13 protein-coding genes are annotated in these 12857 nt (G+C 76.1%); 6 read left to right on the top strand and 7 right to left on the bottom strand.

Features of this window, described 5'->3' with window-relative positions; translation table 11 throughout:
• Positions 1-43 precede the first annotated feature (43 nt).
• Genes A2U95_RS16210 through A2U95_RS16185 form a run of 6 tightly spaced genes read left to right on the top strand, consistent with a single transcriptional unit; the run spans position 44 to position 6845 of the window.
• Entirely contained in the window at positions 44-1144 is a 1101-nt protein-coding gene (locus tag A2U95_RS16210; protein WP_166023178.1) for an ADP-ribosylglycohydrolase family protein, read from the top strand.
• A gap of 8 nt (positions 1145-1152) precedes the next feature.
• A complete protein-coding gene (locus A2U95_RS16205; RefSeq protein WP_166023176.1) occupies positions 1153-2448 on the top strand; it encodes an ADP-ribosylglycohydrolase family protein in 1296 nt (431 codons plus the stop codon).
• A complete protein-coding gene (locus A2U95_RS16200) occupies positions 2436-3881 on the top strand; it encodes an ADP-ribosylglycohydrolase family protein (protein WP_206282895.1) in 1446 nt (481 codons plus the stop codon). The genes A2U95_RS16205 and A2U95_RS16200 overlap by 13 nt, the downstream gene beginning before the upstream one ends.
• A complete protein-coding gene (gene rbsK / locus A2U95_RS16195; protein ID WP_166023172.1) occupies positions 3878-4780 on the top strand; it encodes a ribokinase in 903 nt (300 codons plus the stop codon). Before A2U95_RS16200 ends, rbsK begins: the two co-directional genes overlap by 4 nt.
• On the top strand, positions 4777-6009 hold the full coding sequence (locus A2U95_RS16190) for a CaiB/BaiF CoA transferase family protein (protein ID WP_166023170.1): 1233 nt from the start codon (positions 4777-4779) through the stop codon (positions 6007-6009). The genes rbsK and A2U95_RS16190 overlap by 4 nt, the downstream gene beginning before the upstream one ends.
• On the top strand, positions 6006-6845 hold the full coding sequence (locus A2U95_RS16185) for an HpcH/HpaI aldolase/citrate lyase family protein (protein WP_166023168.1): 840 nt from the start codon (positions 6006-6008) through the stop codon (positions 6843-6845). Before A2U95_RS16190 ends, A2U95_RS16185 begins: the two co-directional genes overlap by 4 nt.
• Positions 6846-7103: 258 nt before the next feature.
• On the opposite strand, the gene lgt is transcribed toward A2U95_RS16185, so the two are convergent.
• From lgt to A2U95_RS16150, 7 genes are all read right to left on the bottom strand, one after another.
• Positions 7104-8063, bottom strand: a complete 960-nt coding sequence (gene lgt / locus A2U95_RS16180; RefSeq protein ID WP_166023166.1) for a prolipoprotein diacylglyceryl transferase — start codon at positions 8061-8063, stop codon at positions 7104-7106.
• Positions 8064-8149: 86 nt separating this feature from the next.
• The gene (locus A2U95_RS16175; RefSeq protein ID WP_166023164.1) at positions 8150-8923 is read right to left on the bottom strand and encodes a DsbA family protein; all 774 of its coding nucleotides are present in this window, start codon (positions 8921-8923) and stop codon (positions 8150-8152) included.
• A 119-nt stretch (positions 8924-9042) separates the two neighbouring features.
• On the bottom strand, positions 9043-9861 hold the full coding sequence (gene trpA, locus A2U95_RS16170) for a tryptophan synthase subunit alpha (protein ID WP_166023162.1): 819 nt from the start codon (positions 9859-9861) through the stop codon (positions 9043-9045).
• Positions 9858-11144 (bottom strand): tryptophan synthase subunit beta, encoded by a 1287-nt coding sequence (gene trpB, locus A2U95_RS16165; protein WP_166023160.1) that lies wholly within the window; start codon positions 11142-11144, stop codon positions 9858-9860. Before trpB ends, trpA begins: the two co-directional genes overlap by 4 nt.
• A 13-nt stretch (positions 11145-11157) precedes the next feature.
• Positions 11158-11391, bottom strand: coding sequence for a tryptophan biosynthesis modulator TrpM (gene trpM / locus A2U95_RS33565; protein WP_166025280.1), 234 nt, complete (start codon positions 11389-11391; stop codon positions 11158-11160).
• Positions 11392-11467: 76 nt separating this feature from the next.
• Entirely contained in the window at positions 11468-12277 is an 810-nt protein-coding gene (gene trpC, locus A2U95_RS16155; RefSeq protein WP_166023158.1) for an indole-3-glycerol phosphate synthase TrpC, read from the bottom strand.
• 158 nt (positions 12278-12435) lie between these two features.
• Positions 12436-12816 carry a DUF2752 domain-containing protein gene (locus A2U95_RS16150; protein ID WP_166025278.1) on the bottom strand — a complete coding sequence of 127 codons (381 nt, stop codon included), beginning with the start codon at positions 12814-12816 and terminating at the stop codon, positions 12436-12438.
• Between the last annotated feature and the right edge of the window lie 41 nt (positions 12817-12857).

Below are 12857 nucleotides of genomic sequence, written 5' to 3'. Positions count from 1 at the left end.
CGGGCGGCGGGAGCCGGCGGGCGGGCCGCGGCGGGTGACGGGCATGCTGCTGGGGCTCGCGGCCGGCGACGCCGCCGGGTGGCCCGCGGCGCGGCACCGGGCGGCGCGGATGCCGGAGTGGACCCGGCGGCTCACCCGGGAACTGGACACCTTCGCCGAACAGAACGCCACCACCACCCTGCCGGTGCCCATCGCCCTCAACCAGCCGCCCGACCCGCTCCGCCTGGGCCCCTCCGACGACGCCGAGTGGGCGGCCTGGACCGCGCAGGCCCTGCTGCGGGCGGGCGACGACGCCCTCCTGCCCGACCTGGGCCGCGACCGGCGGATCCGCGCCGCCGTGGACCTGGCGTGGATCGCGGTCGCCGACGAGGTCGCCGAGGCGGAGCGCGCCGCGCCCGAGGCGGAGTCCGCCGCCGTCCCGCTGCGCGCCCGGATCTCGGTCCGCGCGGGCCTGGGCAATCTCGCCACCGGTCTGCGGCCGCCCGCCACCGGTCACGACAACCCGCACTACTTCGACGACGCGGCCTGTGTACGCGCGTGCGTGCTGGCCGTCGCTCATCCGGGTGATCCCCGCGGCGCGGCGGAACTGGCCGAGTTCGACGCCCGCTACTCGCAGGACGGCGACGGCGTGCACGGCGCGCGGGCGATGGCCGCCGCGGTCTGCCTCGCGCTGGCCGGCGCGGACGCCGAGGCCTGCGTGGCCGCCGCGCTGGCCGAGCTGCCCGGTTCCTCCGAGGTCGGCCGCAACGCCCGGCACGCCCTGCACCTGGCCCGGGAGAACGCCGCCGAGGGCGCGTTCGCGCTGGTGCCGCTGCTGGAGCACCAGATCGTGGACCACGTGTACAGCTACGGCATCGCCGCCGCCGAGACGGTGCCGGTGGCGCTCGCGCTGGCGCTGGCGTCCGGCGGGCGGATCGGCGAGGCGGTCCCCGCCGCCGCCTGCCTCTCCCGGGTCGCCGACTCCGCGCCCGCCCTCACCGGCGCACTCACCGGCGCACTCGGCGGCCTCGCGGCCGTCCCCGGGCCCTGGCGACAGGCCTGCCGCACCCTCTCCGGCTGCGTCCTGCCCCGGCTGGCCGGGACCGACCTGGTGGAACTCGCCGAACGCCTCGAAGCCGTGCGGCCCCCGTCCGCCGGAGGATGATTCCGCCCATGACGCGCATCACGCCCGAAAGGCCACTCGACGGACGGGGAAGTCACCCGGAGGACGACCGGGACCCGCGTCCCCGCCCGGCCGGGAACCCCGCCGCGGCGGGGTCCGCCGCCACGGCGGCGCCCCAGCCCCCGCCCCCGTCCCCGTCCCCGTCCCTGGACGACCGGGTCGCCGCCGCGCTGACCGGCGCGGCCGTCGGCGACGCCCTCGGCGGCCCGGTCGAGGGGTACTCCCCCGAGCAGATCCTGGAACGTCACGGCGGCCGCGTCCGGGGCGTCGTGGGCCCCTGGAACGGCGACGCGTGGCGTACCGCCCGCCCCGTCGCGCCGTACCACAAGGGCGACGGGCACGTCACCGACGACACCCTGATGACGCACGCGCTGATCCGCGTCTACGAGCGGGTCCGCGACCACCTGGACGCCTACGCGGTCGCCGAGCACCTGGTGCCCGACCTGATGGGCACCCCGCGCTGGATCCCCGAGCTGGAGGCGGAGGCGCTTCCGCTGCAGCGGATCTTCCTCGCCGAGAAGTGGCTGGTGGCGCGGATCCACTACGGGCACGTCGACCCGCGCGAGGCCGGCTGCGGGAACATCGTCAACTGCGGTGCCGCGATGTACATGGCGCCGGTCGGCCTGGTCAACGCGGGACATCCGGCGGCCGCCTACGCGGAGGCGCTGGACGTGGCGGGCGCGCACCAGTCCTCGTACGGGCGGGAGGCCGCGGGCGTCTTCGCGGCGGCGGTCGCCGCGGCCTGCGCGCCCGGGGCGACGCCGGAGTCGGTGGTGGCGGCCTGTCTGGCGCTCGCCAAGGACGGCACCCGCGCCGCCGTCGAGGCGGTCTGCGAGACCGCCGCCCGCCACACGGAGTTCGAGGCGGCACTGGGCCCGCTGCGCGAGGCGGTCGCCCCGTTCGACACCGTCGGCCCCGACTACCGCGCGCCCTCGCTGGGCGCCCGCCGCCCGTCCCGGCTGCACGCGATCGAGGAGCTGCCCGTCGCCCTGGGGCTGCTGCTGGTGGCCGGCGGGGACTACGAACAGGCGGTGCTCGGCTCGGTCAACTACGGCCGGGACTGCGACTCCATCGCCACCATGGCCGGCGCCCTGGCCGGCGCGCTCGGCTCCCCCGCGCCCGCCGGATGGGCCGGGCGGGTCGCCGAGGCCAGCCGCCTCGACCTGGACGGCCCCGCCCGTTCCCTCACCGCCGTGGCGCGGGAGGTCTTCGCCCGGGACGTCGCCCGCCGCCGCGCCCACGAGGCGGCGTTCACCGCGATCGGAGGCGCCCCGTGCTCCGGATGACCTGGGTACAGCCCGAGGACCTGCTCGGCCACGAGCTGCGGCAGGCCGCGCAGGACGGCCGCTCCCCCGCCATCGTCGCCGCGGTCGCCGCCCGCTGGCGCGCGGCCGGCGGACCGGAGGCACCGGACCGCTCGGGCGCCTCCCCCGCCCCCGTCTCCCGCTACCTGCGCACCCTCGCCGAGGACCTCCTCGACGAACTCGCCGAGCTGCCCTCCCCGCTGGCCGACGCCGAACCCACCGAACTGGACCGGATCAGGGCGCTCTGCCCCGACTGGCCCGCCCCCTCCGCCGCCCCCGCCGCCGGCGCCGTGCCGCCGGCGGCCCGGCTGGAGGCCGCCTGGCTGGGCCGCGCGGCCGGCTGCCTGCTCGGCAAGCCGGTGGAGAAGCTCCCCCTGGACGGCATCCGCGCCCTGGCCCGCGCTACCGGCAACTGGCCGCTCACCACCTGGTTCACCGCCCGCGGCCTGCCCGCCGAGCTGGCCGCCGCGCACCCCTGGAACCGCCGTTCGGCCCCGACCTCGCTGGCCGAGAACATCGACGGCATGCCGGAGGACGACGACCTCGACTTCGCGCTGCTGGGCCTGCTCCTGCTGCGCCGCCACGGCCGGTCGTTCACCACCGACGACGTGGCCCGCCTCTGGCTCGACGAGCTGCCCGCGGGCCGCCTGTTCACCGCCGAACGCGTCGCCTACCGCAACCTGCTGTCCGGGGTGGAACCCCCGCGGACCGCGCGCCACCGCAACCCGTTCCGCGAGTGGATCGGCGCGCTGATCCGGGCCGACGTGCACGGCTGGACCAACCCCGGCGACCCGGGCGCCGCCGCCGCGCAGGCGCACCGCGACGCCGTGCTCAGCCACACCGGGAGCGGCGTGCACGCCGCCATGTTCGCCGCCGCCGTGATCGCGGCCGCGGCGGGCGGCGGGCGCGACGTGCACGGCTGCCTGCGGGCCGGGCTGGCCGTCGTCCCACCCGCCTCCCGGCTGGCCCGCGCGGTCCGGCACGCCGTCCGGCTGGCCCGTGAACACGCCGGTGACGCCGCCGCGTTCGAGCCGGTGGTGGACGCGCTGCACGCCGAGCACGCCCGCTACCACTGGGTCCACGCCGTGCCCAACACGGCCCTGATCGCCGCCGCCCTCACCCACGCCGACGGCGACTTCACCGGCTCGGTCTGCCGGGCCGTCTCCGGCGGCTGGGACACCGACTCCAACGGCGCCACCGCCGGCGGCGTCGCCGGACTGCTCGCCGGCTCCCCCGAGGCGCTGCCCGAACGGTGGACCGCGCCGCTGAGGAACCGGCTCGCCACCACCGTGGCCGGGTTCGACGGCGTCGGCTTCGACGCCCTCGGCCGCACCACCGCCCACCTCTGCTCCCCCGGCCCGCGGCAGGACCAGGCCCGGCCGGCCCGGACCGTCCTGGAGACCGCCACCTCATGAGCACCGTCAGCGGCATCGCCGTCCTCGGCAGCGCCAACATGGACCTCGTCGCCCACGTCGCCAAGGCCCCGCAGCGCGGGGAGACCGTCACCGGCCGGGAGCTGCGCACCGTGCCCGGCGGCAAGGGCGCCAACCAGGCGGTGGCCGCGGCCCGCGCGGGCGCCTCCGTCACGATGATCGGCGCGGTCGGCAACGACGCGTTCGGCCTGCGGCTGCGTTCCGCGCTGGAGGCCTCCGGGGTGGTCACCGACCGTCTGCGCACCGCCGAGGGCCCGTCCGGCACCGCCCACGTGGTGGTGGACGACGAGGGCGGCAACTCCATCGTCGTCGTTCCCGGCGCCAACGCCGGCCTCACCTCGCTCACCCCGCGCGACGAGGAGGCGATCCGCGGCGCCGGGCTGCTGCTGCTCCAGCTGGAGATCCCGGTGGAGGCCGTCGTCGCCGGGGCCCGGGTGGCCCGCGCGCACGGCGTCCGCACCGTCCTGACGCCCGCCCCGGTCCGGCCGCTGCCGCCGGAACTCCTGGAGCTGGTCGACCTGTTGCTGCCCAACGAGCACGAGGCCGCCGCGCTGGCCGGCGTCACCGACCCGCGCGAGGCCGCGCTCGCCCTGCTGGACCTGGTGCCGGAGGTGGTCGTCACCCTCGGCGGGGCCGGCAGCCTCTGGGCGGCGCGCGGCGCCGATCCGGTACCGGTCCCCGCCCCCCGGGTGCGGGCGGTGGACACCACCGGGGCGGGCGACACCTTCGCCGGGGCCCTCGCCGTCGCCCTCACCGAGGGCCGCCCGATGCCCGACGCCCTGCGCTGGGCGGCCGCCGCGGCCTCCCTGTCGGTGCAGCGGCCGGGGGCGTCGGCGGCGATGCCCTACCGCTCCGAGATCGAGGCACGGTACGCGTCATGACCCGGCCCACGACCCCACCGCCCGCTTCTCCCGCGCCGTCCGGACCGGCACCGTTGTCCGGGCTGCGGGTGCTGGACCTCGCCACCCTGTTCGCCGGGCCGCTCGCCGCCACCCTGCTGGGCGACTTCGGCGCCGACGTGATCAAGGTGGAGCATCCGTCGAAGCCGGACCCCTCGCGCGGGCACGGGCCCGCCAAGGACGGGGTCGGGCTGTGGTGGAAGCTGCTGGGCCGCAACAAGCGCACCATCACCCTCGACCTGTCCGTGCCGCGCGGCCGCGACACCCTGCTGCGGCTGGCCCGGGACGCCGACGTGGTCGTGGAGAACTTCCGGCCCGGCACCCTGGAGCGGTGGGGCCTGGGCTGGGAGGCCCTGTCCGCCGTCAGCCCGCGCCTGGTGCTGGCCCGGGTCACCGGCTTCGGGCAGACCGGCCCCTACGCCCGCCGTCCCGGCTTCGGGACCCTCGCCGAGGCGATGAGCGGCTTCGCCGCCGTCACCGGGGAGCCGGACGCGCCGCCCACGCTGCCCCCGTTCGGGCTCGCCGACTCCATCGCCGCGCTGGCCACCGCCTACGCCGTGATGACCGCGCTGGCCGCCCGGGACCGCACCGGCGGCGGGCAGGTCGTCGACATGGCGATCATCGAGCCGATCCTCACCGTGCTGGGTCCGCAGCCGCTCTGGTACGACCAGCTCGGCCATGTCCAGCCGCGCACCGGCAACCGCTCCCAGAACAACGCCCCGCGCAACACCTACCGGACCGCCGACGGCACGTGGGTCGCCGTCTCCACCTCCGCGCAGTCGGTCGCGGAGCGGGTGATGCGGCTCGTGGGGCGGCCGGAGCTGACCGGGGAACCGTGGTTCGCCACCGGGGCGGGGCGCGCGGCCCACGCCGACGTGCTGGACGAGGCGGTCGGGACGTGGATCGCCCGGCGCGGACGGTCGGAGGTGCTCGACGCCTTCGAGAAGGCCGAGGCGGCGGTGGCGCCGGTCCAGGACGTGCGGGACGTGATGGAGGACCCGCAGTACCGGGCGCTGGGCACCATCACCACCGTGGACGATCCGGAACTGGGGCAGCTGCGGATGCAGAACGTGCTGTTCCGGCTCTCCGCGACGCCCGGCGCGATCCGCTGGGCCGGGCGGCCGCACGGGGCGGACACCGAGGCGGTGCTGCGCGAGGCGGGGCTGGACGGGGACGAGATCGCCGCGCTGCGGCGGGAGGGGGTCGTATGAGCGCGGCGAGGCCGCCGCTGACCTGGCTGTACGCGCCCGGCGACCGGCCCGAGGTGGTCGCGAAGGCGCTGCGGGCCGGAGCGGACGTGGTGATCGTCGACCTGGAGGACGCGGTCGCGCCCGGGCGCAAGGAGTACGCGCGGGAGGCCACCGCCGAGCTGCTGTCGCAGCCGCGGGCGGTTCCCGTCCACGTCAGGGTGAACGCCCTGTCCACGCCGGAGGGTCCCGCCGACCTCAAGGCGCTGCTGCCGTGCGCCGGGCTCGCCGGGGTGCGGCTGCCGAAGGTCACCTCCCCGGAGGAGGTCGCACGGGTGGCCGGGCGGGCGGCGGCGCTCGGCCGGGCGGTGCCGCGGCTCCACCCGCTGCTGGAGAGCGCGCTGGGCGTCGAGGAGGCGTTCCGCATCGCCCGCGCGGACCCGGCGGTGGGAGGGCTCGCGCTGGGCGAGGCGGACCTGCGCGCGGACCTGGGGGTGCGGGAGGACGCGGGGCTGGACTGGTGCCGGTCGCGGGTGGTGGTCGCCGCGCGGGCGGCGGGGCTGGACCCGCCCGCGCAGTCGGTGCACCCGGACGTCCGGGACCTGGAGGGGCTGGCGGCGGGATGCGCGCGGGGGCGGGCCCTGGGGTTCCTGGGACGGGCGGCGATCCATCCGCGGCAGCTGCCGGTGATCGAGCGGGCGTACCTCCCCACGGCCCGTGAGGTCGAGGAGGCCGAGGAGGTCCTCGACGCGGCCCGCCGCTCGGGCCCCGGGGCGCAGGCCCTCCCCGACGGCCGCTTCGTCGACGCCGCCGTCCTCACCTCCGCCCACCGCACCCTGGCCCTCGCCGCCCCCCGCTGACCCGCCCCCACCGCGGTGCGCGGCGGTCCCCACCCGCGGTTCGCCGCCGCCCCGCGCCTCCCCTTGCGGACACGGCGCCTGCCGCCTCCGCTCCGCCCCGGCGGCACGACCGCCCGCAGGCGGAGGGACCCGCTCGCGCACGACCCCCTGTGCCCCGGTGGCGCGCCTCCCGCGGGCGCGGGGGCCGGACACGCGACGGCGCCGCGCCCCGGGGACCGGGGCGCGGCGCCGGGCCGCTGGTGCTTGCGCGTGGTGGGGTTACTCGCCCTTGGCGTCCGTCCGGCCCGCCGCGCCGGCGGACTCGTCCCCGCCGGAGCCGGAGCCCGCGTCGGAGCCGGAGCCCGTGTCGGAGCCGGAGCCCGCGTCGGAGCCGGCGGCGTCCGCCGCGTCGTCGTCCTTCTCCGCGCCCGGCTCGACGACCGCCTCCCGTCCGGGCCGCTTCCGCGCCGACAGGACGAGGTACAGCACGGCCAGCAGGAACACCAGCACCGCGGTCCAGTTGTTCAGCCGCAGGCCGAGGATCTCGTGGGCCTCGTCGACCCGCATGTACTCGATCCAGAACCGCCCCGCGCAGTACGCGGCGACGTACAGCGCGAACGCCCGCCCGTGGCCCAGCGTGAACCGGCGGTCCGCCCAGATGACCAGCAGCGCGACGCCGACGCACCACAGCGACTCGTAGAGGAAGGTCGGGTGGTAGTACCCCGGCACGCGGCCGTCCAGCGAGGAGGTGATGTGGACCGCCCACGGGAGGTCCGTCTCACGGCCGTACAGCTCCTGGTTGAACCAGTTGCCCCAGCGGCCGACGGCCTGGGCGAGGGCGATGCCCGGCGCGACCGCGTCGGCGTACGCCGGCAGCGGGATGCCCCGGCGGCGCGCGCCGATCCAGGCGCCGACCGCGCCGAAGGCGATCGCGCCCCAGATGCCGAGGCCGCCCTCCCACACCTTGAAGGCGTCCACCCAGTCACGGCCCGCGCCGAAGTACAGCTGGTAGTCCGTGATCACGTGGTAGAGGCGGCCGCCGACCAGGCCGAACGGCACGGCCCACACCGCGACGTCGGCGACCGTGCCCGGCCGTCCGCCACGGGCGATCCAGCGCCGGTTGCCGAGCCAGATGGCGACGAAGACGCCGATGATGATGCAGAACGCATAGCCGCGCAGCGGGACGGGACCGAGGTACAGCACCCCGCGCGACGGGCTGGGAATGTAGGCAAGTTCCATGGCAGGGTCGACGCTACCGTGCCGGGCCGCCGGGAAGGCGGGCGGCCCGGCAACGGCTCCATAACGGGGCGGGGCCGCAGGGAGGCCTAACGGCCCGCCTCCGCCTCCACCAGCTGCTTGAACTTGGCGGGCGTCATCGAGCGGTCCTGGTAGATGTTCCTGCCGTTGAGCAGGACCGTCGGCGTGCCGCTGAAGTCGCCGGCGCGGAACGCCTCGTCGGAGTCGCGGACCCAGCTGTCGTGGGTGCCCTCGTTGACGCAGGTGCGGAAGGCGGGGGTGTCGAGGCCCTGGACCTTGCCGGCCAGTTCGATCAGCTTCCCGTTGTCGGCGAGGGCGTCGTCCGTCTCGGCGGGCTGGTTGTCGAAGAGGACGTCGTGGTAGGCGGGGAACTTCCCGGCGTCCTGGGCGCAGGCGGCGGCGTTGGCGGAGCGCAGGGAGCCGCTGCCGCCGAGGTTGCCGTCGATCAGGGTGACCAGGTGGTACTCGGCCTTGAGGGAGCCCGCCCCGGTCAGTTCGTTGATCGTGGACCGGTAGGCCGTCTCGAAGGCCTTGCAGGCCGGGCAGCGGAAGTCCTCCCAGATGACGAGCGTGGAAGGGGCGCCGGAGCGGCCCACGGGCACGGCCAGCTTCTTCTCACCGCCCGCGCCGGAGGGCGCCACGGCCGGGCCCTCGGCGTCGCTGGTGTCATCGCCGGAGTTGGCGGCGAGCACGCCGACGGCCGCCGCGAGACCCAGGACGCAGACCACGGCCCCGCCGACGATCAGGGCGCGGCGGCGTTTCTCCGCGCTCTTCTGCTTCTCGCGCTCCATCGCCAGGCGCTGGCGGGCGCTGCGCTTTCCGTCTCGGTTCTTCTCACTCACATGGGGCAGAACGAACCGGGGAGGCGCACCGCGCCTCCCCGGTCCCATGTCCACCCGTTCGAGTGAGTGGCCCCTTCTCCACCGGCCCTCCGCCGGGTCGCGTACGGGGCCTGACGGGCCTACGCCCGCCCGCGCACGCCCTCCGCCAGGTCGGCGGCGAGCGCCCGGACCGCCTCGCGGCGGGCGTCCGCGTCGTCACCGGCGTCGAGCATGCGCTGCACGAAGGCCGAGCCGACGATCACGCCGTCGGCGAAGCCCGCGACCTCGGCCGCCTGGGCGCGGTTGGAGACGCCGAGGCCCACGCAGACCGGCAGGTCGGTGGTGGCGCGGGTGCGCCGCACCAGTTCCTGGGCCTGCTCGCCGACGGACGCCCGGGTGCCGGTGACGCCCATCAGCGAGGCCGCGTAGACGAAGCCGCTGCCCGCCTCGGTGATCTCCGCGAGCCGCGCGTCCTGGCTGGACGGGGCGACCACGAAGACGGTGGCCAGGTCGTGCTTCTCGGCGTGCTCACGCCACAGCGCGGACTCCTGGACCGGCAGGTCGGGCAGGATGCAGCCCGCGCCGCCGGCCTCGGCGAGCTCCGCGGTGAACCGCTCGACGCCGTACCGGTCGATCGGGTTCCAGTAGGTCATCACCAGCACCGGCCTGCCGGTGGCCTCGTGCGCCTCGCGGACCGTGCGCATCACGTCGGCGATCTTCACTCCGCCGCGCAGCGCGATGTCGTCGGCGGTCTGGATGACCGGGCCGTCCAGCACCGGGTCGCTGTGCGGAAGGCCCACCTCGACCACGTCGGCGCCGCCGTCGAAGGCGGCCTTGACGGCGTCGATGCCGCCTTCGACGGTCGGGAAGCCCGCCGGGAGGTACGCGATGAGCGCGGACCGGCCCTCGGCCTTCGCGGCGGCGAGAGTGTCGCTCAACAGCTGTCGGTTACCGGTCACTTGGCGTCCCCCTCGATCTCCGCGCCGTCGCCTGCCTGGTCGGCGGCGACCGACGCGTCGGCATCATACAACCCGAAGTAACGGGCGGCGGTGTCCATGTCCTTGTCCCCGCGGCCGGAGAGGTTGACCACGATCAGGCCCTCCGGGCCCAGTTCGCGGCCGACCTCGAGCGCGCCGGCCAGGGCGTGCGCCGACTCGATCGCCGGGATGATGCCCTCGGTGCGGGACAGCAGGCGCAGCGCCTGCATGGCGGCGTCGTCGGTGACCGCGCGGTACTCGCCGCGGCCGCTGTCCTTGAGGTAGGCGTGCTCGGGGCCGATGCCCGGGTAGTCCAGGCCGGCGGAGATGGAGTACGGCTCGGTGATCTGGCCCTCCTCGTCCTGGAGGACGTAGGAGCGGGAGCCGTGCAGGATGCCGGGCTCGCCGACGGTGAGGGTGGCGGCGTGCTCGCCGGTCTCCAGGCCGTGGCCGGCCGGTTCGCAGCCGACCAGGCGGACGCCCTCGTCGGGGATGAAGGCGTGGAAGAGGCCGATGGCGTTGGAACCGCCGCCGACGCAGGCGACCGCCGCGTCGGGCAGGCGTCCGGCCGCCTCCAGGATCTGCCGGCGGGCCTCGACGCCGATGACCCGGTGGAAGTCGCGCACCATGGCGGGGAACGGGTGGGGACCGGCGACCGTGCCGAACAGGTAGTGGGTGTTGTCGACGTTGGCGACCCAGTCGCGGAACGCCTCGTTGATGGCGTCCTTGAGGGTGCGGCTGCCGGACTTCACGGCGACCACCTCGGCGCCGAGCATGCGCATCCGGGCGACGTTGAGGGCCTGCCGCTCGGTGTCGACCTCGCCCATGTAGATGGTGCAGTCGAGGCCGAACAGCGCGCAGGCGGTGGCGGTGGCGACGCCGTGCTGGCCGGCGCCGGTCTCGGCGATGACGCGGGTCTTGCCCATGCGCCGGGTCAGCAGGGCCTGGCCGAGCACGTTGTTGATCTTGTGCGAGCCGGTGTGGTTGAGGTCCTCGCGCTTGAGGAAGACGCGCGCTCCGCCGGCGTGCTCGGCGAAGCGGGGCACCTCGGTCAGGGAGCTGGGACGGCCGGTGTAGTGCACCAGCAGGTCGTCGAGCTCGCGGGCGAACTCGGGGTCCGCCTTGGCCTTGTCGTACTCGACGGCGACCTCGTCGACGGCGGCGACCAGCGCCTCCGGGATGAACTTGCCGCCGAAGGAGCCGAAGTAGCCGGCGGCGGTGGGGACGTGTCCCTCGGGATCGGGCACGAAGAACTGACTGGACATGCGAAGGGTCACCTCACAGGTGGGCACGGGTGATGTCGGTTCGGCGTGGGGCTTCGCCCCCGCGCCATCGCATCCCGTTCACCTGCCCGGGCTCGTCCCCTATGACGTACCGGACCCTGCGGCCCCGCGCCCGCCGGGCGGGCGCCCGGCACCCGCGCGGCTTGCAGCCGCGCGCCAGTCGCGCGAAGCGCTCCTCGGCGGGCTCCGCCGGGCAGCCCTGACCGAGGCACGGCTCCGGGGCGCGCACCGTGCGGCACGCACCCGCGGACCCACGGCTCTCATCGGGCTGCGGCTCGGCGGACACCACGTCAGGCTACCCGTCCTCAGGCGCGCCCGTGCCGGATCGCGGGATGTTCTCCCGCCGCCACCAGGTCGGCCACCGCGGTTCTGGGGTCCTTGCCGATCACCAGCGACTCGCCGACCAGGACGGCGTCGGCCCCGGCGTTGGCGTAGGCGATCAGGTCGTGCGGCCCGCGGACGCCGGACTCGGCGACCTTCACGACGTGCGGGGGGATCTCGGGAAGCACCCGCTCGATGGTGGAGCGGTCCACCTCCAGCGTCTTGAGGTTCCGCGCGTTCACGCCGACGACCTTGGCGCCCGCGTCCAGCGCCCGCTCGACCTCGTCCTCGTCGTGCGCCTCGACCAGCGGGGTGAGTCCGATCGACTCGGCCCGCTCGATCAGCGACTCCAGGGCGGACTGCTCCAGCGCGGCCACGATCAGCAGCGCGAGGTCGGCGCCGTAGGCCCGCGCCTCCCAGAGCTGGTAGGAGGAGACGATGAAGTCCTTGCGGAGCACCGGGACGTCCACCCGGGCCCGGACCGCCTCGAGGTCGTCCAGCGACCCGCCGAACCGGTGCTTCTCGGTCAGCACCGAGATGACCGCGGCGCCGCCCGCCTCGTAGTCGGCGGCGAGTCCGGCCGGGTCGGCGATGGCGGCCAGCGCGCCCTTGGACGGGCTGGACCGCTTGACCTCGCAGATGACCTTGACGCCGTCGCCGCGCAGGGCGGCGGCGCCGTCCTTGGCGGCGGGGGCCTTGGCCGCGCGCTCCTTGAGCTCGTCGAGGCCGACGCGCGCCTGCCGCTCCGCGAGGTCGGCCCGCACTCCGTCGATGATCTCGTCGAGCACACTCACGCGAGCGGCCCCCTTCCGTGACGGTGGTCGGTTCCGTTCGATACCGATGGTCACTTGCGATGGTATCCGCAGGCGGCCCCCGCTCCCGCATCCCGGCGCCGCCGGTCCCACTACCTGGACGTTTCCCGGCAGAAGGCATCAGGTGTGCACGGGTGCCCTCAGGGGTGCAGCCATGACCCGAACGGGAGGTTCCGGACGACGGTGAACACGGCCAGCACCGCGCCGGCCGCCCACAGCTGGGCCGGACGCGGCTCGAACCGCACCGGCAGTCCCCGCGCCGCCCGCACCGCCCAGACGGTCCACAGGACGGCGAAGAGCAGGTAGCCCGCGACGGCCGGCGCGTTGGACTGCAGCGCGGTGACCAGGTCGCCGTGGACGAAGGCGTGGGCGCTGCGCAGGCCGCCGCAGCCGGGGCAGTGAAGACCGGTCACGCTGAGCAGCGGGCAGGCCGGGTAGTGCCCCGGTTCGTTGGGGTCCACGGCGCCCACGTAGGCGAAGGCGCCGGCCACCGCGGCGAGCACGGCGGCGGGGGCGGCCAGGCGCCGCCACGCGGAGCGGGCGGGCGGCCGCGGGGGCGCCT

Origin of the sequence: Streptomyces chilikensis, from assembly GCF_001642695.1 — a bacterium.
GTDB classification, from domain to species: domain Bacteria; phylum Actinomycetota; class Actinomycetes; order Streptomycetales; family Streptomycetaceae; genus Streptomyces; species Streptomyces chilikensis.
This window is presented reverse-complemented; position numbering and strand designations above follow the sequence as displayed.

Excerpts from the sequence above, each read along its gene's own strand:
- A2U95_RS16210 (WP_166023178.1), top strand. The coding sequence starts at position 44 with ATGCTGCTGGGGCTCGCGGCCGGCGACGCCGCCGGGTGGCCCGCGGCG.
- A2U95_RS16205 (WP_166023176.1), top strand. The coding sequence starts at position 1,153 with ATGACGCGCATCACGCCCGAAAGGCCACTCGACGGACGGGGAAGTCAC.
- rbsK (WP_166023172.1), top strand. The coding sequence starts at position 3,878 with ATGAGCACCGTCAGCGGCATCGCCGTCCTCGGCAGCGCCAACATGGAC.
- A2U95_RS16190 (WP_166023170.1), top strand. The coding sequence starts at position 4,777 with ATGACCCGGCCCACGACCCCACCGCCCGCTTCTCCCGCGCCGTCCGGA.
- A2U95_RS16185 (WP_166023168.1), top strand. The coding sequence starts at position 6,006 with ATGAGCGCGGCGAGGCCGCCGCTGACCTGGCTGTACGCGCCCGGCGAC.
- lgt (WP_166023166.1), bottom strand. The coding sequence starts at position 8,063 with ATGGAACTTGCCTACATTCCCAGCCCGTCGCGCGGGGTGCTGTACCTC.
- trpB (WP_166023160.1), bottom strand. The coding sequence starts at position 11,144 with ATGTCCAGTCAGTTCTTCGTGCCCGATCCCGAGGGACACGTCCCCACC.